The sequence below is a fragment of the Microbacterium wangyouchuni genome, from assembly GCF_051546305.1.
In the GTDB taxonomy this organism is placed as follows: Bacteria; Actinomycetota; Actinomycetes; order Actinomycetales; family Microbacteriaceae; genus Microbacterium.
Genome location: NZ_JBPTMA010000002.1, coordinates 225,740 through 249,813 on the forward strand (window position 1 = coordinate 225,740; position 24,074 = coordinate 249,813).

The following is a 24,074-nucleotide window of genomic DNA, read 5'->3' on the forward strand; positions in this document are numbered from 1 at the left end:
ACGATCGCTGCGTGGAATCCGACGAGAAGAATTTCGGCAGTTTGGACTACTAATGGTCCGTGCCCGCAAGGGGAACCCTGAGCGAGGCGGCGGGGGTGCTGGCCGGTGAGAACTGGAACAGTGACAAGCATGAATGTTTGCATATAATCTAGAACATGTTGTTTCGTGTGGATCAGGGGTCACCGGTGTCGCTGGCTGAGCAGATCGCGGTGCAGATTCGTGCTGCGGTCGCTTCTGGTGATCTTTCCCCCGGCGAACGGCTCCCCCCAGCCCGGGAGTTGTCGGTGTCGCTTCGGGTGAACATGCACACGGTGCTTCGGGCGTATCAGCAGTTACGAGATGAGGAATTGATCGAAATGAGACAGGGGCGTGGTGCGTTCGTGCGGGAGGATGCTGGGTCGCTGAGCGTGCGTGTGAGCGAGCTTGCGGCGCAGCTCGCAACAGAGGCGCGCAAACTCGGACTTTCTCCGCAGGATGTACACGCACGGATCGACCGTCTGATGGGAGGCGCGGTATGAGCGGGCTTCGCACGGCTCTGGCGGTCCTTTCCCTGTGGTTGCCTGCTGCCGCGATCCTGATCACCTGGGCGCTGTGGAACGACCAACTGCCGAGCGAGCTACCGACGCACTGGGGTGCCAGCGGTCCGGCGGATGCGGCGACGACTGCCACCGCATACCTGGGCTGGCTTCTCGTGGTCGCCGCTGGCGCGGCGCTTGTAGGGACGGTCCTCCTACTGATCCAGATGAAGAGGAAATGGACCCAGCGCGCGATCGGTGGCGTCGCGGCGGCAGTCGGCGCGTATGCGTTGAGTATGTGGCTGATGAGCGCCGCACCAGCACTCGGCGTTACCGATCCGTACACCGTGGAACTTGGCGCGTGGAGTGTTCCGAGCTGGATCGCACCTTTCTATGCACTTGTACCGCTGCTGTTACTTCCTTCGGTTGGGGGGCCACCGGTCGCCGTGAACGAACCGGTACAGGTTGAACCGCTGACGCTCGCTCCAGCGCAGACGGCTGCATGGAGTCGCACTGTGTCATCGTGGCTGTTCATTTCCATGACGATTGTGGTGTTCGTGCTGGGTGTCGTGATCTTCGCACCACTCATCGCGAGCGAGGGCATCGGTCCAGTCGCGTGGACACTGATTCCCTACCTTGCCGCATTCCTGCTTGTCGCTGTGTTCTGTGCCTTCCGTGTCACCGTGGACTGGCGCGGCTTCCGCGTCACCTCACTGCTACTTGGTATTCCTCTGAAACGGATTGCTCCTGAGAACTTTGCCTCCGTCGAAGCGGCAACACTCGAACCGACGCAATGGGGCGGCTGGGGGTACCGGATCATGCCCGGACGCTCGGCGATTATCCTGCGCAGGGGGCCCGGTCTGGTGATCACGCAAACCGATGACAAGCAGTTTGCGATCACCCTCGACCGTCCCGAAGAACCCGCGAGCATCCTCCTAAACCTCATCTCGCTGGTAAAGAAAGCGAGCGTATGACCGTGAACGAGGAACCAGCAGCCCTCGCACTGGCATTGTCGGGGCGGGTGAGAGTGATCCTCGTCGGTATCGTCGCACCCATTCTGCTAGTGACGGTGACCTGGCTGATCACATCATCGTGGCGTGATCTCCCCGCCGAAATTCCCTCGCACTGGTCAGGGAACACCGCAGACTCATTCCTGCAACCCGAGGCCGTCATTAACGCATGGACATTCGGCGGAATTTTCGTCGCGCTGATGACAGTGAGCGTAACCATCGGTTGCGTCCAACGCTGGCAGTGGACGCCTCTTGGTCGCGGCGTGAGCGCGGTCGGCGTCGGTGCGACCGCGGCCGTCGCCGTCGGACTCTTCTTCCAGTTGATTCTCGCGCGGGGCAAAACGACGGAGGAAGTGATCGCCCTCGGCGCAGGTCCCAGCATCCTTGCCATCATGGGCGGCTTCGCACTCGTCACAGTCCTCGCGCTTCTCGCGCTACCGAAAGGCCAGCACCCGCCAACCGAACGGCCTGAGTAAGAAGCCCACAGGTGGTCGGTTACCACCTCTGACCGTGGCGAGTGCTGAGCAGCTCGATAAGGTGCAGTATCCCTGTCCCGTAAGCCGGTCCTTGAACGGGCATTCCCCCGACGTTGTCGCTTTCGTGGAGTTCCGCAACCTTGGGTGTCGCGTTTACCCCGCCCGCCAATAAGCCTGGTGAGGGGGCGTCATGCGCATGAGGTCGAGCGCGTCATCCTGTCCGTCTCGCAACCCTAGGGATACGAGACAGCCGCCGTGTCGCGTATGAGGCACCCGCGCGGGCATCTTCGTCGGGTGGGCATCCGGACACCGTCGTTGACGACTGTGCGCTGCGCGATCGGTGAATTGCCACGGGACGCTGACCGACCCCTCAGCGCTCACCACAGCGAGGTCGGCCACGAAATCGGCGGCTACAGTTAGGCGATGAGTCTGAAAGTGCAGGGCATAGTCTTCGCGACCGGCGCGTTGGTCGCGGTGGTCGGAGTGGTCGTGACGGTCATCTATCTGTTCCAGCCGTGGCGAACGTGTCCCTATGATGACGTCCCCGCAGGCTGTGCGATGCTCCCCGCTGACGCGACGGTGCTCGTCATTGCTGTCCTCGCGACGCTTGTTGGAGTGGCCGCTGTTGGCTGGGCGCTCGTCAGCGGGCGCAATCGCGCCGACCGGTGAGGGATCCGCTTACGGAATCATGCGGATTACCGCGCGCGCGGGCGTTGCGCGGGTTCCTTGCGCTGATCGTGAACTTGGCCTGCTCGAGCAGTCGCCGGACGTGTCTCGTAACCTGGGTGTCTCGAAACCCATGGGTTATGCGACATCTGGGTTACGAGACACTCTCCGCGAGGCTTCGGTGCCCGTCGCTCTAGGAATACGCACGCAGCGACGCGTGAAACTGCGCAGGATCGGTTGGACCGAGCTACAGCGAGGGCGGTGCATACGTTACAAAGGGCAAAGCATCCTCGAAGATCATGAGTGTGTAGGTTCCGCGATCTTCCGGGGATAGCTTCGGATTGTTTGAGGTGGCCCCGATACTGCCCACAGTTGCAGTTTCGACACAGGCTCCAGCATTGGCATCGGGGACCCCGAAGTCGACGTACATGCAGGTGCTCTTGCCCTCATCCTGCGTTCCGATCCAGACGGGCCTGTCGTTAATGACAGTCGAGAGGAACAGAGACCCCGAATCGTAATCGACGTCCGAGGGGGGCTCGATCTCCAATTCACTGGTGAACTGACTGCCGTAAGTGGCCAATATCTCGTCCGGGCTTAGATATGGCGAGGACGAGTTCAGCGCCCCCACGAACCCACCGACCAGCCCGCCCAGCACTAGACAAGCGGCGGCGGCAGACAGCAGCCCGCGCCATCCGAACACCCTGGACGTGGACGCCGAGTCCATTGGGTGACGGTGTGCCTCCGCCTCAGGCATCTCGTCGGTTTCGTCCTCGGAACTCTGCGGCTCGTCCGTCGCGCGAGGCGTTTGCAGCTCTTTCAAGCGGGCTTGCTCGTCGAGCGAAAGGCCGTGCGCTTCAGCAGAGTACGCGAGGGCCAATAGCGCGTTGAGTTCTTCGTCACTAGAGCTGGCGGGCATGTATTACACGCTACGTCAGTCGATTGGCGGCGAGCGAACCGGGCATATCGAACCCCGGCCTTCACAGACAATATATGGCGGCCGCAACAATCAAGACGCTCGCCCTGCCGTCTCGAAACCCATGGGTTATGCGACAGCGAGGTTGCGAGACACTTCGGCCCAGCGGAGCAGCACGCACCGATCCGAGTTGCGGATCCGCTGGACGTTGGTCGAAGTGCGTCCCACCTGCAAGCCCACAATCTGTTGACCGGAAGTTTGCGTTCGTAATGAACTTCAAAGTAGCCCTGAACGTGACGCGATATTCCGTTCTTTCGGAATATCGGATAGTGTCCGAGTATGTCTTCCACCGAGCTACAGTTCGCAGTGCTAAGTTCTCTGTCGTCCGGACGCAAGCACGGATACGCAATCGTCCAGGAAGCGATGTCGTTCCTGGACAAACCGAAGCTACCGCTGACCACTGTCTATTCATCCCTTGAGGTGTTGGCGGAACGTGCACTCATTACACCGGTCGGCGACGAGATCGTAAACGGTCGAGCTCGCAGGTACTTCGAGCTGACCGAAACCGGGCTCGAGGAACTGAGCGAGCGTCTCACCAGACAGGCCGCACAAGTCGCTGTGACTCGAAGCCGGCTCCGGGTCCGCGAGGCATCCTTGGCAGGTGGTTTGGCATGAACGAACTAGAGCGCGACGTGCGTGCCGCACTGAGATGGCATTCTGCGCGATGGCGGCGAGAGAACGAGGATTACGTAACGGGGATCTTTCTCGCCCGCGCAGACGACGAGGGCTGGCAGAAGCTCCCTGAAACGGAGCGACGTGCCGCGATGCGGCGAGGCGTTCAGGAGCGGATTCGTTGGATGGTTCCCGTGGCGCTGGGAAGCGCTCTTATCGCCGTGTTCGTCGCATGGACTGTGGCGAGCGTTGTTGCGGGTTCGGGCCTGCTCCCGACGATCTTGTGGGCATGGGTGTCTCCTGTCCTGCTGGTACTCGCTGTCGCATCGGTAGTCTCGGCAGCGACCAATACGGTCACTATCCAAGGTGTCGTTGCCACCGGCATCGGGATCGTCGGTTCCCTACTCCTCAGCGCGAGCTGGGCCGTGGGGTGGGCCCGCGATGATGCGATCACGGCGGGTCAACACATCCCCATCCACTACTTCTGGTTTACGGCCGCCGCGTATGTTCTGGTCTTCTGCAGTGCGGTCGCGGTCGCACTCGGGGGTCTCTTGGAAGCCGCTGGGATGCCAGCGTTCCTCTCTGTTGTTTGCGCATTATTGGGAGCAGTGATGGCCTCCGCAGTCTTCGCGTTCGTCGCGCTTGTTCCTTTCGCGACCGTTTCAGCTGGGGCTGCCATTTCGGCGACGTCTTTGATCTCGCACCTGCGTGCTGGCCGACCTCGTCGACAAAGCTCCGTCAGTGCGGCCTAACTAGGCCGCTGCGCTTCTAGCGCGATCAGGCTGCGGCTGTCGGGAAAGAAACACGCATCTTCGCTAGCCGAGCACTGTCTCGCATCCCATGGGTTTCGAGACACCGAGGTTACGAGACACCCTCTCCCGCAGGGATGCATCGCACACGGGACGCCACCATCGGCCTTGACCGCCTGCTCTCCGGTGCCGAACGATCCGGAAGCGTCGCCTTCGGAGCGACGCTCTATTCCTGAGTGGCGTAGATCCTGAATCGACGTTGAGTCACAACGATCGGCGCTGAGGCCTCGAGATCTATGAGGCGTTGAGCGTGTGCTTCGATCGAGAACCCGGGTGCGTCCCACGGGACGAGCCCGATGTAAGTGACCAGGGCGGCAGTGTCGGCGAACCGCATTTGTCCCTCCCACTGGTCAACTTGGTCGGTCCGCATTCCTGCATTCCGGAGGCGTTGGACATAAACGTCTGCTGTGACGTCTGGATAAGAGAAGTCGCTCCCGAACCACTTGTGGATCTCGGGGGCGTCAAAGCCGTCGACTTGTTGAGTTAGAAACCGGCCGCCGGGGGCGAGGACTCGTGCCACTTCGGAGGCGTCGTAACTCTCGTGGCGGGCCATCACCAGCCCTAGGCTCCGCTCAGGGATCGGCAGAAACTCGCCCGCATCCGTGTCGTACTGCAAAACAGGAATGGACCAGGGCGCAAGGCGCTCTCGCGCAATCGGAACGTTCGGTGCCCATCCCTCCGTCGCCCAGATCCGAGGTAGGGGTTCTCGCGCTCCACGAATAGAGCGCACGAGGGATGAAAGGCGCTCACCACCACCGGTTCCGAGATCGAGAATGCCCTTGCGGGTCGCGCGCATCGCTTCAACGCAGTCGTTCTCGAAGTCCCACCACGGTTCGTCGACAGTCCACCGTTCATCCAGTTGCGAGAAGTCCCAACCAACCATCTCTGCCTCAGCATGAGCGACGTAAAGACTATCCAGGAGTTCTTTTTCAGCCGCTGACTGATCCTGACCACTCGTTGACGAACTGTGCGCGTTCTGCGCACCTCGGTCCATCGTCATGAGTCCAAGTATGGTCCCTGCAACTCGGCGGGATCGAGGACATCCCTCGATGCAATGGGCCGCAATCGTCGACCAGTGCCATGGCCGAGGAGGATCCCCGGTGGGCGAGAGACACAATGTCGCTACTGGTCGTGGGGCTAAGAGGAGCGAGCTCGACCCCCTGCACGGGCCGCCTGGTCTGCGCTGTCTCGCAACCCTACGGTTACGAGACGTCTCGGCGCCAAATCACTGATGAGAAGCTAATTCAGGAAACAACGCGGCGGCGTCGAGTCTCACAACTATGTGTCACAACCAATCGCTGTTTTCTCGGCATACACCGTTAGTTGCGAGACACCCGTTTCGGCGGCGTGACACATGTCACGCGAATGAGATGACAGCAGACTCCGGATTCCGTGGCGCCGCGTGGCCAGACTGGATCCATGAGCACAGCAGCGAGCACATCTACTTCTCCGAGGCCATCCGTCACGGCATCCGACACCGCCGTTTCGTTCGAGGGCCTGAACAAGCATTTCGGCTTCGGCGACCGCGCAGTCAAAGCGGTCGACGGCTTGGATCTCAGCATCCGACGAGGCGAAGTCGTCGCCCTCCTCGGCCCGAACGGTGCCGGAAAGACCACGACGCTCGACATGTTGCTCGGCCTCACCGACGGCAGCGGCGGCACGGTCACGGTGTTCGGTGAGAAGCCCGCAAAAGCGGCGAAGGCCGGAACGATCGCCGGCGTCCTGCAGACCGGTGGGCTGCTCTCGGACCTCACCGTCCGCGAGACCGTTGAGATCATCGCATCCCTGCACGGCCGGGAGGCGCTTTCGCGAGTGCCCGACGTGCTCGCTCGCACAGACCTGGAGCCGCTCACTAGCCGCCGGATCGCCAAGTGCTCGGGCGGTGAGCAACAGCGCGTGAAATTCGCGCTGGCACTGGTCGCCGACCCCGACATCCTTGTGCTCGACGAACCAACCGCCGGCATGGATGTCACCGCGCGCCGCCACTTCTGGGACGTCATGCGCGCCGACGCCGACGCCGGGCGCACCATTATCTTCGCCACGCATTACCTCGAAGAGGCAGAGCAGTTCGCTCGCCGCACAGTTGTCATGCACCGTGGTCGGATCGTCGCGGACGCGCCGACTGCGCAGTTGCGGGTCAACCTCGGTGGCCGCACGCTTGCTGCGAACCTTCCCGCCACGGGTGCGGATCAACTCCTCAGCATCCTGAGCACGACCAACGGCGTCACCGACGTCCGCGTCGACGGTGATCGCGTCAGCCTGCGGGCGGAGGATTCGGATGTCGTGGCATCCGTCCTTTTGAACGCCGGAGCGCACGATCTGGAGATCGCTGCCCCCACCCTCGAGACGGCCTTTACAGCCCTGACGGAGAACTGATCATGACCATCTCAATCTCACCCACGATGCTGCGCATCGAATCGATGCGCCAGATCCGCAACCCCTACACACTCGCTTTCACGCTCGGGATGCCCGTGGCGATGTACTTGCTGTTCGGTGCGAGCATGGGCTACGGCGATATCTCTGCGGGGCATGGCAACGTCAAGTTCTACGTGATGGTGTCGATGGCCGCCTACGGCACCGCCGTTGCCATGAGCTCGATCACCTCGCTTGCCGCCTCGGAAGCGAAGCAGGGGTGGGGCCGTCAGCTGGCGATGACACCGCTCAGTACTGCGGGATACGCGGCTACCAAGCTCGTGACCGCTGTCATCTTCGCAGCACTCGCCATGCTCGCGGTGTTCGCAGCCGGGCTGGCCACCGGGGCAGAAACAACCGACGTCTGGCGCTGGTGGGCGTGCGCAGGAATCATCCTCGGACTCGGCCTCATCTTCGGGCTGTACGGTCTGGGCGTCGGATTGTTCTTCAACTCCGATACCGCCGCTGCGCTCGCTTCGATCTCGATGACATTCTTCGCGTTCTTCGGGAACGTCTTCATGCCTCTGGACGGTGCGATGCTCGACATTGCACGCTTCACGCCGCTCTACGGTTTCGTAGCGCTCAGCCGTTGGCCGTTGACTGACGGTACGCTCACGACCGGGCAGACCGACTCGCTGTGGATGGTGTTGCTGAATATCGTGGTGTGGCTCGTCTTGTTCGCCATTCTCGTGGCCGTCGGTGTCAAGCGCTCGCGTTCGCGTCGATAGGGTCGAAGGCATGACGGATGACGTGACCAGAGGCGCGCGGGACGCATCGGTGGCAGCAGCCGCCGGTGCCGTTCCCGCGGCCTGGGCCGCACCAGGAAGTCGACAGGGCCGAGTCGGCGCCGGTTCTCCGTGGGAGCGATTCGGCTGGGTGATGGCTGCTGTCTGGCTGGTCTTCCTCTTCTACCCGGTGATGGCGCTTTTGCGATCGGATGCCGCCTCCGGTTGGATCATCACGGGCTGGGTCGCCCTCAGTGCGTTCGTCGTGATCTATGTCGCCGGATTCGTTTACGGGATGAGCTTCGGCGGCGGCGGACTCACGACACCACCCAAGCCGAGCCAGTGGATGGCGTTCGCCGGGATGATCCTGTGCGCAGCGCTGACAGTGCCGGCCAGCGGCGGCGGCGCACTGAGCTTCCTGCCGTTCATCATGTCGTTCGCGTCATATGGACTCACGCGGCTCGCGCACTGGGTCACGCTGATCGCAACCATCACAATCACAGCAGCGGCAGTCTTTTTCGCGCCGGGAGGTACGACGTACCTCTCCGTGCTGGCGATCATCATCCTGCTCGCGGTGGTCAACACGGTTTCGACGACCCTGATCATCCGTTCGGCCCAGGCAGAGACGCTCGGACTCGAGCTCGCCACGAGTGAGGGACGCGAAGCCGTTGCGCGAGACGTGCACGACGTGGTGGGCCACTCCCTGACTGTCGTGAGCTTGAAAGCACAGCTCGTGCGCCGGCTGATCGACAGTGACCCGGAACGGGCCAAGGCCGAGCTCGCCGATATCGAAGCCCTCGCGGTCGAGGCCATCGCCGGAGTGCGGGCGACGGTAGCGGGTGTTCGGAGCGCGGCACTGATCGAGCAGCTCGAATCGTGTCGAGATGCGTTGAGAGCGGCGGATGTGGCGATGGTCATCGATGGCGATGCTGGAGCTTTGTCGCCTGCGCAGTCATTGACGGCGAGTTGGATACTCCGCGAAGCGACGACGAACGTATTGCGACATGCCGCCGCCACCACTGTGACGGTGGGTATTGCGCCGGGCAGTTTTACTGTGCTTGACGACGGTCGTGGTTTCGCCGGTACCGAGGGCAACGGCCTGCACGGTATGCGTGAGAGAGCGACGACAAGTGGCGCCGTGTTTGCCGTGCGCCCGGGTAAAACGGGAGGCACGCAGGTGGAAGTGACGTGGTGAGCGACGCTCGAATGATTCGGCTGGTGATCGCGGACGATCAAGCGATGCTGCGGGGTGCGCTGGCGGCTCTTCTCGAGCTGGAGGGCGACCTGAGCGTGGTCGGTGTGGCCGGAGACGGAGAGGCGGCCGTGGAGTTGGTGGCGCAGACCACACCGGACGTGTGTCTCATGGATATCCAGATGCCCGGGATGGACGGAATCGCCGCCACTCGTGCCGTGCGCGCGGCGAATCCGGGTACGCGGGTGCTCATCGTGACGACATTCGCGCGACCCGGATACCTGCGGGCCGCCTTGGATGCTGGTGCCAGCGGATTCGTGGTGAAGGATGCTCCCGCCGAGCAGCTCGCGGACGCGGTGCGGCGGGTGCACGCGGGGCTTCGCGTTGTGGATGCTGCGCTCGCCGAAGCCAGCCTCTTCGACGGGGCCAATCCGCTGAGCGATCGAGAACAGCAGGTGCTGCGACTGGCCGCAGACGGGCGCAGCGCCGCAGCGATCGCCGCGGAGGTCTTCCTGTCTGCGGGTACGGTGCGAAACAATCTGTCTGCCGCCATCGGCAAGGTCGGCGCGAGCAACCGGGCACAGGCTGTGCGCATCGCGCAGGACAAGGGCTGGATCTGAAAAGACTCGGATGCGCAATGTCTGACCCCGGGCGTATCTTTGACACTGGTCGGGCGCCGATGCCCGTCAGGAGGAGTGCATGATGGATTGGAAAATCGAACTCATCTTCGTGCCGGTTACTGATGTCGACCGGGCGAAGGACTTCTACCTCAAGATCGGCTTCAACGCCGATCATGATCAAGTCCCGTACGAAGGTCTCCGCTTCGTGCAGATGACGCCCCCAGGATCGGCATGCTCGATTGCATTCGGCGTCGGACTGGGCGGAAAGCTCGCGCCGGGGCAGCAAGACACGATCCAGGTCGTGGTGCCGGATGCCGATGCTGCGCTGCAGCAATTGCAGGATGCCGGGGTCGAGGCAGGCGGCGTCGACGAGCAATCATGGGGACGCTTCGTCACCTTCGACGATCCGGACGGCAACAGCTGGACGCTCCAGGAGCTGCCCGACTACGCCGGCTGAGCGGAGCCGAGCCTGCACCGGTCTTGCCCGTTCAGGAGTTCACACGGATGATCTCCTGTTGATAGGGCGCGATGACGTCGCCGGAGATGCGCAGGTCGAGAAGAAGGAAGCGCCGCGCGCTGGCGTCCTCTGAAGTCCAGGTGCCGAGCCTGTCAAGGTCTGCCAGGGCGCGCACAACGACGCCTTCCGCGCCGACGGCTGCGGCGAAAGCTGCGAAGTCCACTTCGGGAATGCGCATCGGTGCTTCAGCCAGGCCTTTGAGTCCGTAGAGGTTGACCTCGGCGCCGTAAGCGGCGTCGTTCCAGATCACGGCGCAGCCGCGACCGCCAGCAGCGCGCACGGCGGACTCGAGATCGGCGATCGCCATCAGGCCGCCACCGTCGCCGCTGGTGAGCACGATCGTCGACTCGGGCCGCGCTCGAGCAGCCCCGACAACGCTCGGCCAGCCCTGTCCGATCGCTTGGAATGCGGTACCGATCATCATCATGCGATCAGGAGACGCCACGGGCCAGTACATGTTCGCCCAGCCGATGAAGTGTCCGCCATCGGATACGACGACGCGATCTTCGGGCAACAGCTCACCGATACGGCGCGCTGCCGAACGCGGGTCCAAGCGGCCATTAGCGGCGAGGGGATCGCCGGCATCATAGGTGCGGGCTGCAGAAACGTCGACGCTTTCCCTCCAGGTGGCAGCAGCGGCCTGCGGCTCGCCGATATCGGCCGGTTCAGCGCGCACGGACTGCGAGGCGGGTGAGGTATTGGTGTTGAGTCGACCGACAAGCGCCTCGGCCACCAGTCGCGCATCACCGCGAACAAAGCCGCCGACATGCGCATGAGTTGCGGCCGGCGCCGTATCCACTTGGAAAACTCGGGTTCCCGGCGCGAACAGCTCGCCGAAGCGCATCGTGAACTGGTTAAGCGATGCGCCGAAGACCACGGCGACATCGGCCTGGCGGATGAGGTCCATCGCGCCTTCGGCGCCAAAGCCTCCGGTGACGCCGAGGTCGTACTGCGTCGCGGGGAAGACCCCGCGCCCGAGAGCCGTGGACGCAGTTAGTGCACCGCTGGCATCGGCCAAGGCTCCCAGCGCTTCGCTGGCGCCGGCGAGCCAGGCGCCGCGGCCGGCGAGCAGGAATGGGCGCTGTGCCCCGCGAAGGGCGGTGGCGATCTCATCCAGCATCCCCGCACCGAACTCACCGCTGGGGGAGAGCGGGGCGGGCACTCGCGGGGTTGGTGCGGGGGGAACGGGGCCAGCATCCAGTGCCGCGACATCGTAGGGAATCGCGAGCACCACCGGTACGTGGTAGGTCAGAGCATGCTCGATGGCGATGACTGTGGTCGCCGCAGCATCCGCTCGACCGACCGTATATGTGCGCGCACCGACGGCTGACGCCAAAGCGATCTGATCGACGTCCCAGGGGCGGCGGCCGGAAGTCGGCTCGTCGCCGACGACGAGCACAAGCGGCACATGCGCCTGAACGGACTCGGCAAGTGCTGTCAGTGTGTTGGTGAAGCCGGCGCCGTACGTCGCGGTCGCCGCGGCGATCCGGCCGGAGGCGCGGTGATGCGCGTCGGCTGCGACAACCGCCCCCTGTTCATGCCGGACGGCCGTGAAGACCGCGGAGGTCTGCTTCTCGATGGCATCCAGAAAGTATGCGTTTCCGTTACCCATCACACCGAAGACGGCGTCAATGTGCTGAGCGAGGGTGAGAGCCACGTGGGCGGAGACAGTGGGCATGCTAAAGCCTTTCGAGACGGCATCGATGAGAGATTCCGTATGTGTCTCGCGCGGTGCATCACTGCGCCGTCGGCTTTGTGCCCTTTTTTCGAGCACCGGTGATTGAACCGGACATGTCGATGGTAGCGCGCGAAAGGGGAGAGAATGGAGCAATGACAGCTATCGAGCGCGAGACGCTCACCTGGGACGGATTCGGATCGGCAACGCGAGACCTGGCGCGCAGGATCCTCGAAAGCGGTTTCCAGACAGAAGTGGTCGTAGCCATCGCTCGCGGCGGACTGCTGCCTGCTGGCGCGATCGCTTACGGTCTCGGCGCCAAGAACTGCGGTGCGATCAACGTCGAGTTCTACACCGGCATCGGAACCGTGTTGGATGCCCCCGAGGTGCTGCCGCCCGAACTCGACATGGCCTACCTCGACGGTCGTCGAGTGCTGCTCGTTGACGATGTCGCCGACTCGGGCCGTACGCTCGCTCTCGCCGTGAAGCTGCTCGAAGACAAGGGTGCTGACGTGCGGTCGGTGACGATCTACACGAAGCCTTCGACGATCATCCAGCCGGACTTCGCATGGAAGGACACCGATCTGTGGATCGACTTCCCGTGGTCGTTCCAGGGCACCGTGCGCGAAGAGGACCTCGGGCTGCCGCCGACCGCTTGAACTTCGGTGGCGGCATGGAGCAACCGTGCCGCCACCTCATCCGGACGCGGACTCAGCCCTTCACTCCGCTCGCGGCGATACCCGCGACAAAGACGCGCTGCGTCACCAGGAATACGAGTAGGGTCGGCAGCGACGCGATAACTGCTCCGGCCAGCACGACGTTCTGATACTCGAAGCTCATCGTGTAGGACATCAGCCGGTTGAGCGTCAGCACGACCGGATACAGCGCCTCCGACTTCAGTATCGACAGCGGCCAGAGGAAGTTGTTCCAGGCGTAGACGAACATGAACACCGCGAGCGTCACGATCGCGGGCTTCAGCAGCGGGACGACGAACTGCCAGACGATGCGGAACTCTCCCGCGCCGTCGACGCGTGCCGCTTCGATCAGTTCGTCCGGGATGTCCTGGATGAACTGCCGCATCAAGAAGATGCCGAAAGCGTTCGCCAGCCATGGCAGCAGCACACCCAGATACGTGTCCGACAGTCCCATGCTGGAGACGAGGTAGTACAACGGCACGATCGTCACGATCGGCGGCAGGAACATCGTCGCGATGATGCCCCAGAACAGCAGATCGCGACCGCGGAACTGATGTTTGGCGAACACATATCCGGCGAGGATGCTCGTGATCAGAACCGAGATCGTCGCCCCGCCGGCGATGATGATGCTATTCACCATCGACTGGAAGAACGGCACCGCCGTCAGTGCGGTGATCGTCGGATCCAGCGTCGGCATCGCAGGGAACCACGTCGGTGGAATCGACGAGAACTCCGCCGGGGTCTTCAGCGCCGATATGAGCAGCCAGTACAGCGGAAAGAGCGGGATCAGAGCGACGATCGCGAGCAGAACGTACTGGACGGTCTTTCCGACCCGGCGACGGACCGTGACAGAGACATCGGCGCTCATCGTGTGCGTCCCTTCATGATGATCCCGAGCACGCCGCCGACAGCGACGATCATCAGGAAGAGCGAGACAGCCAGGGCAGAGGAATCACCGGCCATGCCGTACTGGAACGCCGAGCGCTGAATCTCGAAGCCGACGACGTTGGTGGAGTTGGCCGGACCTCCCTGCGTGAGCAGGTAGATCGGGTCGAACACCTGGATCGAGTTAACGAACGTCATCAGCACGACGAAGACCAGCGACGGTCGCAGCAGCGGGATCGTGATCGACCACGTCTGGCGGATGAGGCCGGCGCCATCGATGCGGGCCGCTTCATACAGCTCTTCGTTGATCTGGGTGAGACCGGCGATGAGCAGGATGACGTAATAACCGAGCATCTGCCAGACGTTGAAGATCACGAGCGACACGAGCGCCCATTGGGGATCGCTCAGCCATCCCGGCGGCGTCAGGCCGACGGCGGAGACCATCGCACTGAGAGGTCCGTACCCGGGGGAGTAGATGTTCCCCCAGATGATCACGATCGCAATCGTCGGGATGACATAGGTCGCGAACAGAAGCGTTCGCACCACGCCCTTTCCCTTGAGCTTCGGGAAGTACAGCAGGAGTGCGATCAGCAGCGCGAGCGGGATCGTGATCAGCACTGAAAGCCCGACGTAGACGCCGGTGTTGGCAATCGCCTGCATCCGCGAGTGGTCGCCGAGAAGCCGTGCGTAGTTGTCGAAGCCGACGAAAGTCATGTCTGTGATCGAGGTGAACATCGACCACTTGTTCAGACTGATCCAGATCGTCATCAGCATCGGGACGACAGTGAAGACGCCGATGACGATCATCGCCGGGCTAAGGAACAGCGCTGACCATCTCGCGGTCTTGTTCCGTCGTCGGCGGTGCGTCGGAGGAGCGGCGTCGGGGAGTGCGCGCAATGTCGTGGCGGTCGTCACGGGTGGTGCCTTTCGGACGGAAGCGGGACTCCTATGCGGAGTCCCGCTTCACTGTCGGTGTTACTACTGGGCCGCCTCGAGTGCGGCGTCGACGTCGCGGGCGGCATTCTCCATAGCCGTCTTCGCATCGATCTGTCCGTTCAGCAGTGCTTCGATCTGGACCTGCAGAGCATCGGTTGCCGCAGGTCCGCCGAGCACGGTCGGGAACGGAGTCGCAGCATCCAGGGCCTCGGCGTAGGTAGACAGGAAGGGGGTGCCGAGTGTGTCAGCGTGCGCCTCGATATCCGAATTGCGAGTCGGCATGATACCCATCGAGATGAGAATGTCACCCATCGCCGAAGAACCGTTCTCGCCCGAATCAGACCCGTTCAGATAGCTGAGGAACTTCCAAGCAGCATCCTGTTTGGCCTCGTCTGCCTTGCTGTTCACGATCGTCATCCACGAGTACGAGATCGAGCTCGACTCCGTGCCGCTGGGGCCCACGGGAATCGGTGCAGTCGCCACGTCGGAGAAGGAATCGCCCATAGCATCCTTGAGCGAGCTCTCCCACCAGTTCGCCATGACGAGCATGCCGGTCTTGGCGTTGACGAAGTTGTCGAGGTACGGGCCGGTCGTGTTCGCGTTGGCCGTCGACTTCGAGGTGTCCGTCGATCCGGCCTTCACAAGCGTCTCGTACAGCTCGGCCGTCTCCAACGCCTCATCACTGGTGAGATTCGACGCCGTGCCGTCCTCGTTGAGGAAGGTGCCGCCGTTCGAGGCGAGCAGTGAGAGGAAGGGATGCACCGCACCGCTGTTCCAGCCCGTGATGAAGCCGATGCCCTGCTGGTCACCGGTGGTCAGCGCGGCGGCATCCTCGACGAGCGCGTCCCAGTCCGCTGGTGCCTCGGTGATGCCCGCCGCCTCGAACAGTGCGGTGTTGTAGTTCAGTGCGTACAGGTCGATCTCATTGGGGATGCCGTACAGGTCACCCGCACTGCTGGCCGCCGTGACGACTCCGCTCGGCCAGTTTGCCGTCACATCGTCGGTGACATCGGCCGGAGCCTGTGCGGCGAGGCCGTCGCGCACGAGTTCAGGAAGCCACGCGTCATAGGCGCCGACGATGGTCGGTCCGTTGGCCGAAGTGCCCTGGGTGCGCAGAGTCGAAAGAAGGTTGCCGAACGGCACTGACTGCACCGTCAGGGTGATGTCGGGGTTGTCTGCGGTGAACGCGTCACCTGCGGCTTCGAGCATGGCGACCTGATCCGGACCCCAGTGGGTGAGGAACGTGATCTCCTGCGTGCCGTCGCCGGAGGCCCCGGAATCGGGAGTGCCGGCGCAGCCGGACAGGGTCAGAGCGGCGACGATGCCGAGGCCTGTCGCCGTGAGGACTGTCTTCTTCATGGCTTTCCTTTGCTTTGGGATGTTGTGAATGTGAATCAGGGTGGGTCAGGGGCCGGCGAGCGCGAACTTCTCCGTGCCCGCACTCTTGAACGCTGCGGCGCGCTGCGCGCCGACGAGGCATCCCTTGACCTGCATGAGGGCCGAGTAATAGTCGATGAAGCGGAAGCCGTAGGTTTCTCCTCGGGCGAAAGCGTGCTCCTGGATACCGGTGCGCCATCGTTCGTACGCCTCTTCGGGGATGTCGAAGAAGGTGTCTGCTGCGAAACCCTCCATGTCTTCCCAGTTCTCGGCGTAGAGGATGGTGGGCACCGAGTGACGCTCCGCATCGATCTCCTCGATCGGTATGGAAGCCAGGAACGCTGCGCGCTCGGTGGCCCGCGCAGCCCGCTCGTGGTCCCGATGCATCGAGTGCAACCAATGGGTGATGAGGATGTCGGGCTTCGCCTCGCGGATCACCGCCGCGATCTGCTCAGCCACCGCCTCATCATCCGGCAAGAAGCCGTCAGAGTAGTCGAGGGTGATCAGCTCGGCACCGATGGTCTCCGCGAAAAACTTCGCTTCGTGTAGCTTCTGCTCGCGGTACACGCTCGGCAGGAGCGTCGGATGCCCGCGCTCGCCGTAGGTGCAGTCGATGATGATGGCGCGGCCGCCCTCGAGCACGACCTTCGCGAGTGTCGGCCCAGCGGTCAGTTCCATATCGCCGATGTGGCCGCCGACGGCGATGACGGTCTTAGACATTCTTGGTTTCTCCGATCTCAGCACGCAGGATGTCGAATGAACGGGTGGCCGTGAAGCCGGTCTTCGCGTAGAGCGCAGAGGCTGTCGAGCCCTCGTCAGCCCAGAGGAACCAGGCACTGTGCGCGCCGAGTGCGGTCATCCGCTCGAGGGTGAGATGCAGCAATACCTTGCCGAGCCCGGTGCCGCGGCTTTCCGGGAGCACACCGAACGGGCCGAACCGTTCGATGACTGACTCGTAGGTGCCGTGCATACCCCAACCGAGCACTGTGCCTGTGGGGTCCTTGGCGATGATGATGCGCTCGGTCGGCATGCCGCCGACGATTCCTTCGCGGATCGCGCGCGCCCAATCGGAGTTGAATGATTCTCCGGCGATGCGGATGAGAGGTACGAGGTCATCGTCGCTGGGAGTGCCCAGGTACCAGCCGTCGTCGCGCAGAGCGTCGACGCGCTCACGCACCTCGACGGGCATCTCGTAGCCGATCAGTGAGCGGTCCATCGCGCTCGGATGCTCGAATCGGGTGAAGCCCATCGAGGCGAGCAGGGCCGACGCCGCGGGGTAACGCTGGGCATCAAGACCGGGAAGTACGTAGTTCGGCGTGTAGGCCGAAAAGATGACTTCGCGGATCCCCTGAGCGCGCAACCAATCGAACGCCTGGGTGATCAACGCGCGGCCCAGGCCCTGGCTGCGGTGTCCGGGTACGACGAAGAAGAACGGGATCCATCCGATGGTCGGTTCGAGGTCGTCGCCGTCATGGGCGATTCGACGGCGCACGGCATAGGCGGCGCCAACGATCGTTCCCTGATCCTCGGCGATGAACAGGCCATCGGCATCGAAGTTGCGATCCAGGAGGATCAGATCACGCAGTCGGCGAGCGGTGATCCCATCCTGTGGAGCCGCTCTCGTCCAGGCTTCGGCGAGCTCGGTGCCATCACCTGATCGGAAGCTTCGCACCGTGATAGTGCCGGGGATCTGCATCAACGTCATCGTCCTCTCGCCGTTGTGGATCACCCCAGTATGGCGAGAATGTTCATAAATGTCGAGAGACGTGAAGATGATTTACATCACGGAAACATGACGATCTGTCCGACGCGTCCGAAGATGTGATTTCAGTCACGCAGGGCGCGGGTGGCCTCACGAGTGCGTTGCAGGGCGTCGACGGTGTCAGCGAAGCGGCGTTTGGCGACGCCCACGAAGAGAGAGTCGATCAGTGCGAGCTGGGCGATGCGGCTCACCATGGCTCCGGCGCGAAACGAGGACTCTCGCACTTCCGTAAACAGCGCGTGGTCGGAGGCGAGGGCAAGGCGAGAGCCTTTTGCCGAGGTGACCGCGACGGTGGAGGCGCCGTTGTCGCTTGCGGTGCGGAGAAACCGTACAGTCTCGTTGGTCTCCCCAGAGTGGGAAAATCCGATGGCGACGGTGCGACCCGCATTGAGGACGGTTGCAGCGACCGCCTCGTGCGGGTCGGTGAGTACGTGGGCGTTTCGGCCGACACGAAGGAGCTTGTGGGTGAGATCTTCAGCGACGAATTGGCTGGCGCCGATACCGTACAGGAGGATGCGTTCCGCGCGATCGATGTCATCGATCGCTGCCTCCAGAACGTCGAAGTCCAGCTGCCCGATGGTCTCCTCGATGGCGAGAAGTTCGAGGGCTGCCAGTTTGGAAACGGCTTCGCGCAGGGAGTCATCGTCAGAGATCTCCGAGCCCGAGGCGCCGCGAGTGGGGAACTGGGCGGCTTCCTTGCCGAGTTCCGTGGCCAGGGCCATGCGCAGGGTGGCGTAGCCGCTGAAGCCGATCGCGCGACAGAAACGTACGACGGAGGCCACCGAGGTGCTGCATTCCTGGGCGAGCTCATTGATCGTCATGTCAATGACGATGGATGGGTTCTCCCTCACGACTGTCGCAATGCGGGCCAGGGATGGCGGCAGCGTCGAAGCGGCGGCTTCGATCGTGGACTGAATGCTCATCCGTGCTCCTTTGGGGTCTGGGATAACACTATGCCGCAGTCGAGTGCGCAACGCGGTAAATTCTTTTCATTAGGGGTAACTTGACTGTAGAGTCTTTTCGAAAAGCTTCGACCAATGCCAAGACGTGAGAGTGGAGAGGTGCCGATCGTGCAGACTATCGTCGCGGTCGATCTCGGTAAATCCCAATGCAGGGTTGCCGTGATCAGTGCCGAAGGGCGCACTGTGCGTACGGGCGTAGGTGCGCCCGGCCTCGCGACGAGCGACGGACTTGAGGCCTCATTCGCTGCGATCCTTCCGCTGCTTCCGAAGCACGGAGACATCAGCGCGCTCGGTATCGGCGCAGCGGGGGCGTGGACCGCGTCCGATGCCGCCGTCGCTCTCGCTCGAAAGCTCGCCGAGGTGACAGGAGCGCCGACATCGGTGACCTCTGATGTCGTCACCGCCCATGCCGGCGCACGAGGCGGTGCATCCGGAACACTCCTGCTCGCGGGCACGGGTGCTGCGGCGCTCGGCATCGATGCAGACGGTGTGCGCCTCGTGGACGGATGGGGCCCAGAACTCGGCGACTTCGGCAGTGGATCCTGGATCGGACGCGAAGGTATTCGTGCGACGCTGCGATTCCGAGACGGGCTCGGTGCCGACACAGCCCTCTCCGATGCTCTGCGCACACTGATCGAGCCCGCAGCCGACGTCCTCGTGTGGCTCGGCGAGGAGGCTGCGACGGCTCGTCGGCTGGCTACCGTCGCACCTCTCGTGCTTGACGCAGCCGAAGCTGGTGACGACGTGGCCGCCGGCATTGTGCGGGAAGCGATCGGCCTGCTCACCGCTTCCGCTGTCGCCGCGTCCGCTGACCCCGAGGTCGTCCTCCATGGTGGCCTCACGGCGCACCCCTGGTTCCGCCGCGAACTCGAACGCGCCCTCGTCTCGGCCGGACGCACGGTCGCCCCAGCGATCGGCGACGCTTTCGACGGGGCAGTGCTTCTCACGCGTCGCACCGATCTGCCGCATGAAAGGGTCGTCCATCGTGCCGAATGAATCCACCCGCCTTTCCGCGCTCCTGGACGTACTGGCGCACCTCGACACCGAGGCGGTGACAAGCGAACGTGGCGACCTCGACCTGCTCGACACCGCAGAGCTGGTGCGAAGGATGAACGCCGAGGACCAGCGGGTTCCGGTCGCGGTTGCCGAGCATGCCGAAGAGATCGCGCGCGCTGTCGACGGGATCACCGAACGATTCCGTCGGGGCGGCCGGCTCATCTACATCGGCGCCGGCACCGCGGGGAGAATCGGCGTGCTCGACGCCAGCGAGTGCCCACCCACATTCGGAACCGATCCATCGATGGTGGTCGGTCTGATCGCCGGCGGTGACACGGCGATTCGATCAGCGGTCGAGGACGCCGAGGACGACATCGAAGCCGCGGGGCACGCACTTCAAGAACTGGGGCTGGCCGAACGCGACACCGTCGTCGGCATCTCGGCATCCGGTCGCACGCCGTACGTCGTAGGCGGACTGAAATACGCTCGGAGCATCGGTGCGTTCACCGCAGCCGTTGCCTCCAATCGCGGCTCGGACATCGGCGCGGCGGCGGAGATCGCGATCGAAGTGGTCACGGGGCCCGAGTTCATCTCCGGCTCGACGCGGCTGAAGGCGGGCACCGCGCAGAAGCTCGTCGTTAACATGCTCACGACCCTGTCGATGATCAAGCTCGGCAAGACTCACCGCGGCGTGATGGTTGATCTGGTCGTCACGAATGAGAAGCTGCATGCACGTTCGATCCGCACAGTGACGCAGCTTGCCGGTGTGGGCATCGAGGACGCGACGCAGGCACTGCAGGCGGCAGGCGGCTCGGTGAAACTCGCATTGCTCACCCTGGCGACCGGCGCCGATACCGAGCATGCCACCGCCGCGCTGGCGCGATCCCACGGCATCCTTCGCGACGCGATCGACGCGCTCAGCTGATCTGAATCTCGAACCCGCCGGCGGTCGGTGCGATGGTGACCTGCGTGAGGTCCTCGATGTGATGCGTTGGCGCGAACCGGGGCGCGTGCGGGCCCACGCCGATGACGCTCATCCCCGCGTCCAGTCCCGCACGAATGCCCGCACCGGAGTCCTCAAACACCACGCAGTCTGCGGGGGCGATGCCGAGGCTTGAAGCGGCGAGCAGGAACCCTTCTGGATCGGGTTTGCTCCTCGTCACGCGTTCCGCGGTGATGGCGATCTTGGGGATCTTCAGACTGGCCGCTGCCATCCGTGCGGTCATCAGAGCATCGTTCGCCGATGTGACGATCGCGTGCGGGAACGGCGCCAGTGCGCGCAGGAATGCAGCCGCACCCGGGATCTCAACGACGCCGTCGACCTCGGCGCTCTCGCGGGCGAGCATCTGTGCATTCTCCTCGAGATTGACCGCATGATCGCGCTCCGGCAGCAGAAGGGACATGCTCTGCCAACCCTGTCTGCCGTGCACGGTCTCCAGCACCGTGTTCCGGTCGAGGCCGTGCGGCGCCGCCCATTCCCACCACAGTCGCTCGACCACGGCCGTGGAATCGACGAGTGTTCCGTCCATGTCGAGAAGGGCAGCACGAGCGGTGATCGCAGTCATGGGATCAGGCTATCCGGAGCAGGCCGCGAAAACGCCGCGGCGGTACGTGCTGACGAACGTCTACGCCACCCGGCAAGATGGAGCGATGGACGCACACCTGCTCCGCGCGGAGCGCCTGCGCTCGCACCGGCTGAGTGCGCCGGCTCGCTCGGTGCTGGATGCTGCGCGCCACATGCTCGCGGTGCAGGCGCAGGAGTTCTGGGCCGGGCGCTGGGCTTTGGCCGCACGCACCACCGGTGCACCGACGCTTCGTGATGTCGACCGGCTCTTCAACCAGGGCTCACTCGTGCGCGCGTGGACGCAGCGCGGAACCTTGCACATCGTCCCCGCTGAAGACCTCGGCTGGATGCTGGAGGTGACAGGTGAGCGACAGCTGCGCATGGCAGCTCCGCGCTACCGCGAACTCGGACTCGACGCTGAGACGCTCTCGACCGTCGAGCGCGCTGTTCGAGTGGCGCTGACCGGCGGCAACGCGCTGACCCGCGCTGAGCTTTTCGTGATCCTCGAGCAGGTGGGCATCGATCCGAGCAACCAGCGCGGGCTACACGCGATCCAGAGCCTTGCACTGCGCGGAATGATCTGCCAGGGACCTGTCGTGGCCCGCCCGGACGGTGCATCCCGTGAGCAGTGCTTCGTGCTTGTCGAAGAGCATGTCGCTGGCGCCGCGTGGCCGAGCGATCCGGCCGCTGAGCTGTTCATCCGGTACGTTCGCGGCCACGGTCCGGCGACAGCGGAGGACTTCGCCTGGTGGGCAGGGATCACCCTGGGTGGCGCGCGGGCCGCGGCCGCGGCATCCGTCGATGATGATCGCATCCGACAGCTCGACGACGGGCAGTTCATCGCACATCCGCGCCCCAGGCGGCAGTCACAGGGTGCCGCTGTCGTCGCGCTCGGACCCTTTGAGGAGTACTACATCTCCTACCTTGACCGCACCGTTGCCTGCCCTTCGGAGCATGTCGCGACGGTCGGGCCAGCGAAGAACGGCATGGTGCGTCCGATCATCGTCGCCGAGGGGGTCGTGGCCGGCACCTGGCGTCACTCCACCGCCGTCGGTCGCCACCGCGATGAACCGATCGCCGAGCTGTTCGCGCACAGCACCGCGCTCGACGCAGCCCCCGCGCTCTCCCGCTACTTAGCGTTCATCACCCACTGATCTAGTTTCGAGTGTTCGCGCGTGGCTGTGTTTTGCGCGAAAAGGGAGCCACAACTGGACACTCGCAAGGGGGTGAAGGGGGGAAAGCTACTCGGCGTGGCGGGCGAGGAACGTGTAGACGTCGTTCTCGTCCACGCCGGGGAATGCACCGCGGGGCAATGGCGAGAACATATGCGTGTGCACGCGGGCGCTCGGCCAAGCCTTGTTGCTCCACCGCGAGGCCAGATCCGGTGTGGGGCGCCGGCAGCACGCCTCATCGGGGCAGGACGACACTGCACGCTCGGCGGTTTCTCGTCCGCGCCACCAGCGGGCATCGTCGAAAGGCACGCCAACGGTGATCGAGTATTCGCCGTCGTCAGCGGTTCCGGTCTGCGTCGCACACCAGAAAGTGCCCGCAGGGGTATCGGTGTACTGGTGACGCTCGGTGGTGCGGTTCTGCTGCGTGAACGCCGAGCGCGCCTGGAACTTCCGGCACACCGGCTGGCCCTCCACAGCGCCGGTGACATCCATCGGCAGGAGCAGATCATCGTTCTCGTAGACGCGCGTGATGGCGCCGGTGTCGTCGACGCGGAGGAAGTGCAGCAGCATTCCTAGATGCTCGGTCATCAGATTCGTCATCCGCATTCCGGCGGCCTCGTGGGTCACACCGAAGGCATCGCGGAAGTCCTCGACGGCGAGGTTGCGGTCTTTCTTGGCCTGCTGCAGGAAAGCGACGGACGCGGTTTCTGGCATCAGACAGCAGGCCGCGAAGTAGTTGATCTCCAGGCGCTGCTCGAGGAAATTCGCGTAGTCGGTCGGGGGAGTGTGCCCGAGCAGACGATGCGCCATCGCCTGCAGCGCCATGGAGCGCAGGCCGTGGCCGCCGGGGATGGATGCCGGTGGCAGGTAGATACGGCTGTTCTCGAGGTCGGTGATCGAGCGCGTCGACCGGGGCAGGTCGTTCGCATAGATGAGTTCGAAGCCGAGCTTCTCGGCCATGATGATCACGGTGCGGTGGGTGAGCGCCCCGCTGACGTGCCCGGCCGCCTTCAGTTGCTTCTCGGCGAGCTTCTCGATGTCTCCGATGTAGTTGTTCTGCGCTCGCATCCGCAGGCGTAGTTCGGTGTTCGCGCGTCGCGCTTCTTCCGGAGTGGCGATGGCCTCGCGCTCGCGACGTTGGAGTTCGCGGTGCAATCCGAGAATCGACTCGATCGTCTCGTCGGGCATGCCTTTGGAGACTCGAACCGGTGTGATGCCGAGCTGGCGGAACACAGGGCTGACCTGAGCGCGCTCCAGCTCGATTTCCAACGCCGCACGGCGGTTGGGCGGCTCACCGGAGATGAGATCGGCGACCTCGGTATCGGTCGCCTGCGCGATCGCCTGCAGCAGGGAAAGCTTCGGCTCGCGCTTTCCGTTCTCGATGAGGCTCAGCTGGGAACCCGCGACGCCGACCTGCGCGCCGAGCTCATCGAGGGTGAACCCGTGGGCGAGTCGGTGATGACGGATGCGGTGACCGAGAGTCGTGAGATGGATGCCGGAGTCGCTCATTCCTTGATCATAAC

The 24,074-nt window shown here is 63.7% G+C and carries 26 protein-coding genes; 15 read left to right on the plus strand and 11 right to left on the minus strand.

Going from position 1 to position 24,074, the window contains the following annotated elements; genetic code table 11:
* Positions 1-185: 185 nt before the first annotated feature.
* From ACSS7Z_RS04385 to ACSS7Z_RS04400, 4 genes are all read left to right on the plus strand, one after another.
* Positions 186-518, plus strand: coding sequence for a GntR family transcriptional regulator (locus ACSS7Z_RS04385; RefSeq protein WP_438253268.1), 333 nt, complete (start codon positions 186-188; stop codon positions 516-518).
* Positions 515-1,489: a hypothetical protein gene (locus ACSS7Z_RS04390; RefSeq protein WP_438253269.1), complete on the plus strand. Its 975-nt coding sequence runs from the start codon at positions 515-517 to the stop codon at positions 1,487-1,489. Before ACSS7Z_RS04385 ends, ACSS7Z_RS04390 begins: the two co-directional genes overlap by 4 nt.
* 2 nt (positions 1,490-1,491) lie before the next feature.
* The gene (locus tag ACSS7Z_RS04395) at positions 1,492-2,001 is read left to right on the plus strand and encodes a hypothetical protein (protein WP_438253270.1); all 510 of its coding nucleotides are present in this window, start codon (positions 1,492-1,494) and stop codon (positions 1,999-2,001) included.
* 423 nt (positions 2,002-2,424) lie between these two features.
* On the plus strand, positions 2,425-2,670 hold the full coding sequence (locus ACSS7Z_RS04400; RefSeq protein WP_438253271.1) for a hypothetical protein: 246 nt from the start codon (positions 2,425-2,427) through the stop codon (positions 2,668-2,670).
* A 244-nt stretch (positions 2,671-2,914) separates the two neighbouring features.
* On the opposite strand, the gene ACSS7Z_RS04405 is transcribed toward ACSS7Z_RS04400, so the two are convergent.
* Positions 2,915-3,583: a hypothetical protein gene (locus ACSS7Z_RS04405; protein WP_438253272.1), complete on the minus strand. Its 669-nt coding sequence runs from the start codon at positions 3,581-3,583 to the stop codon at positions 2,915-2,917.
* A gap of 336 nt (positions 3,584-3,919) precedes the next feature.
* Between ACSS7Z_RS04405 and ACSS7Z_RS04410 the strand changes: the two genes are divergently transcribed.
* Complete coding sequence (locus ACSS7Z_RS04410; RefSeq protein ID WP_438253273.1) at positions 3,920-4,255, plus strand: PadR family transcriptional regulator; 336 nt, start codon at positions 3,920-3,922, stop codon at positions 4,253-4,255.
* Positions 4,252-5,004, plus strand: coding sequence for a hypothetical protein (locus ACSS7Z_RS04415; RefSeq protein ID WP_438253274.1), 753 nt, complete (start codon positions 4,252-4,254; stop codon positions 5,002-5,004). The genes ACSS7Z_RS04410 and ACSS7Z_RS04415 overlap by 4 nt, the downstream gene beginning before the upstream one ends.
* A gap of 223 nt (positions 5,005-5,227) precedes the next feature.
* Here the strand turns inward: ACSS7Z_RS04415 and ACSS7Z_RS04420 are convergent, their stop codons facing one another.
* The gene (locus tag ACSS7Z_RS04420; protein ID WP_438253275.1) at positions 5,228-6,061 is read right to left on the minus strand and encodes a class I SAM-dependent methyltransferase; all 834 of its coding nucleotides are present in this window, start codon (positions 6,059-6,061) and stop codon (positions 5,228-5,230) included.
* A gap of 419 nt (positions 6,062-6,480) precedes the next feature.
* Between ACSS7Z_RS04420 and ACSS7Z_RS04425 the strand changes: the two genes are divergently transcribed.
* The 5 genes from ACSS7Z_RS04425 to ACSS7Z_RS04445 all read left to right on the plus strand — a co-directional run bounded on the left by ACSS7Z_RS04425 (position 6,481) and on the right by ACSS7Z_RS04445 (position 10,467).
* Positions 6,481-7,437, plus strand: coding sequence for an ABC transporter ATP-binding protein (locus ACSS7Z_RS04425; protein WP_438253276.1), 957 nt, complete (start codon positions 6,481-6,483; stop codon positions 7,435-7,437).
* 2 nt (positions 7,438-7,439) lie between these two features.
* On the plus strand, positions 7,440-8,201 hold the full coding sequence (locus ACSS7Z_RS04430; protein ID WP_438253277.1) for an ABC transporter permease: 762 nt from the start codon (positions 7,440-7,442) through the stop codon (positions 8,199-8,201).
* Between the two features lie 10 nt (positions 8,202-8,211).
* Positions 8,212-9,393 carry a sensor histidine kinase gene (locus tag ACSS7Z_RS04435; RefSeq protein WP_438253278.1) on the plus strand — a complete coding sequence of 394 codons (1,182 nt, stop codon included), beginning with the start codon at positions 8,212-8,214 and terminating at the stop codon, positions 9,391-9,393.
* Positions 9,394-9,404: 11 nt separating this feature from the next.
* Positions 9,405-10,010 carry a response regulator gene (locus tag ACSS7Z_RS04440; RefSeq protein WP_438253690.1) on the plus strand — a complete coding sequence of 202 codons (606 nt, stop codon included), beginning with the start codon at positions 9,405-9,407 and terminating at the stop codon, positions 10,008-10,010.
* Between the two features lie 82 nt (positions 10,011-10,092).
* On the plus strand, positions 10,093-10,467 hold the full coding sequence (locus tag ACSS7Z_RS04445; protein ID WP_438253691.1) for a VOC family protein: 375 nt from the start codon (positions 10,093-10,095) through the stop codon (positions 10,465-10,467).
* A 31-nt stretch (positions 10,468-10,498) separates the two neighbouring features.
* Here the strand turns inward: ACSS7Z_RS04445 and ACSS7Z_RS04450 are convergent, their stop codons facing one another.
* Complete coding sequence (locus ACSS7Z_RS04450) at positions 10,499-12,205, minus strand: thiamine pyrophosphate-binding protein (protein ID WP_438253279.1); 1,707 nt, start codon at positions 12,203-12,205, stop codon at positions 10,499-10,501.
* Between the two features lie 152 nt (positions 12,206-12,357).
* Here ACSS7Z_RS04450 and ACSS7Z_RS04455 point away from each other — a divergent pair, with 152 nt between their 5' ends.
* The gene (locus tag ACSS7Z_RS04455; RefSeq protein WP_438253280.1) at positions 12,358-12,861 is read left to right on the plus strand and encodes a phosphoribosyltransferase; all 504 of its coding nucleotides are present in this window, start codon (positions 12,358-12,360) and stop codon (positions 12,859-12,861) included.
* A 52-nt stretch (positions 12,862-12,913) separates the two neighbouring features.
* Here ACSS7Z_RS04455 and ACSS7Z_RS04460 read toward each other — a convergent pair whose 3' ends face one another.
* From ACSS7Z_RS04460 to ACSS7Z_RS04485, 6 genes are all read right to left on the minus strand, one after another.
* Positions 12,914-13,765, minus strand: a complete 852-nt coding sequence (locus ACSS7Z_RS04460; RefSeq protein WP_438253281.1) for a carbohydrate ABC transporter permease — start codon at positions 13,763-13,765, stop codon at positions 12,914-12,916.
* The gene (locus tag ACSS7Z_RS04465) at positions 13,762-14,697 is read right to left on the minus strand and encodes a carbohydrate ABC transporter permease (protein WP_438253282.1); all 936 of its coding nucleotides are present in this window, start codon (positions 14,695-14,697) and stop codon (positions 13,762-13,764) included. The genes ACSS7Z_RS04460 and ACSS7Z_RS04465 overlap by 4 nt, the downstream gene beginning before the upstream one ends.
* A 63-nt stretch (positions 14,698-14,760) precedes the next feature.
* A complete protein-coding gene (locus tag ACSS7Z_RS04470) occupies positions 14,761-16,077 on the minus strand; it encodes an ABC transporter substrate-binding protein (RefSeq protein WP_438253283.1) in 1,317 nt (438 codons plus the stop codon).
* 45 nt (positions 16,078-16,122) lie between these two features.
* Positions 16,123-16,815 (minus strand): PIG-L deacetylase family protein, encoded by a 693-nt coding sequence (locus tag ACSS7Z_RS04475; protein ID WP_438253284.1) that lies wholly within the window; start codon positions 16,813-16,815, stop codon positions 16,123-16,125.
* Entirely contained in the window at positions 16,808-17,800 is a 993-nt protein-coding gene (locus tag ACSS7Z_RS04480) for a GNAT family N-acetyltransferase (protein WP_438253285.1), read from the minus strand. Before ACSS7Z_RS04480 ends, ACSS7Z_RS04475 begins: the two co-directional genes overlap by 8 nt.
* A 122-nt stretch (positions 17,801-17,922) precedes the next feature.
* On the minus strand, positions 17,923-18,780 hold the full coding sequence (locus tag ACSS7Z_RS04485) for a MurR/RpiR family transcriptional regulator (RefSeq protein WP_438253286.1): 858 nt from the start codon (positions 18,778-18,780) through the stop codon (positions 17,923-17,925).
* Positions 18,781-18,927: 147 nt separating this feature from the next.
* Between ACSS7Z_RS04485 and ACSS7Z_RS04490 the strand changes: the two genes are divergently transcribed.
* Together ACSS7Z_RS04490 and murQ are read left to right on the plus strand one after the other, a co-directional pair.
* The gene (locus tag ACSS7Z_RS04490; protein ID WP_438253287.1) at positions 18,928-19,815 is read left to right on the plus strand and encodes an N-acetylglucosamine kinase; all 888 of its coding nucleotides are present in this window, start codon (positions 18,928-18,930) and stop codon (positions 19,813-19,815) included.
* On the plus strand, positions 19,805-20,740 hold the full coding sequence (gene murQ, locus ACSS7Z_RS04495) for an N-acetylmuramic acid 6-phosphate etherase (protein ID WP_438253288.1): 936 nt from the start codon (positions 19,805-19,807) through the stop codon (positions 20,738-20,740). Before ACSS7Z_RS04490 ends, murQ begins: the two co-directional genes overlap by 11 nt.
* On the opposite strand, the gene ACSS7Z_RS04500 is transcribed toward murQ, so the two are convergent.
* Complete coding sequence (locus tag ACSS7Z_RS04500; RefSeq protein WP_438253289.1) at positions 20,733-21,380, minus strand: HAD-IA family hydrolase; 648 nt, start codon at positions 21,378-21,380, stop codon at positions 20,733-20,735. The genes murQ and ACSS7Z_RS04500 overlap by 8 nt on opposite strands.
* Between ACSS7Z_RS04500 and ACSS7Z_RS04505 the strand changes: the two genes are divergently transcribed.
* Positions 21,379-22,533 carry a winged helix DNA-binding domain-containing protein gene (locus ACSS7Z_RS04505; protein ID WP_438253290.1) on the plus strand — a complete coding sequence of 385 codons (1,155 nt, stop codon included), beginning with the start codon at positions 21,379-21,381 and terminating at the stop codon, positions 22,531-22,533. The two genes, ACSS7Z_RS04500 and ACSS7Z_RS04505, sit on opposite strands and share 2 nt — an antisense overlap.
* 87 nt (positions 22,534-22,620) lie before the next feature.
* On the opposite strand, the gene ACSS7Z_RS04510 is transcribed toward ACSS7Z_RS04505, so the two are convergent.
* On the minus strand, positions 22,621-24,060 hold the full coding sequence (locus ACSS7Z_RS04510) for a helix-turn-helix domain-containing protein (RefSeq protein WP_438253291.1): 1,440 nt from the start codon (positions 24,058-24,060) through the stop codon (positions 22,621-22,623).
* Between the last annotated feature and the right edge of the window lie 14 nt (positions 24,061-24,074).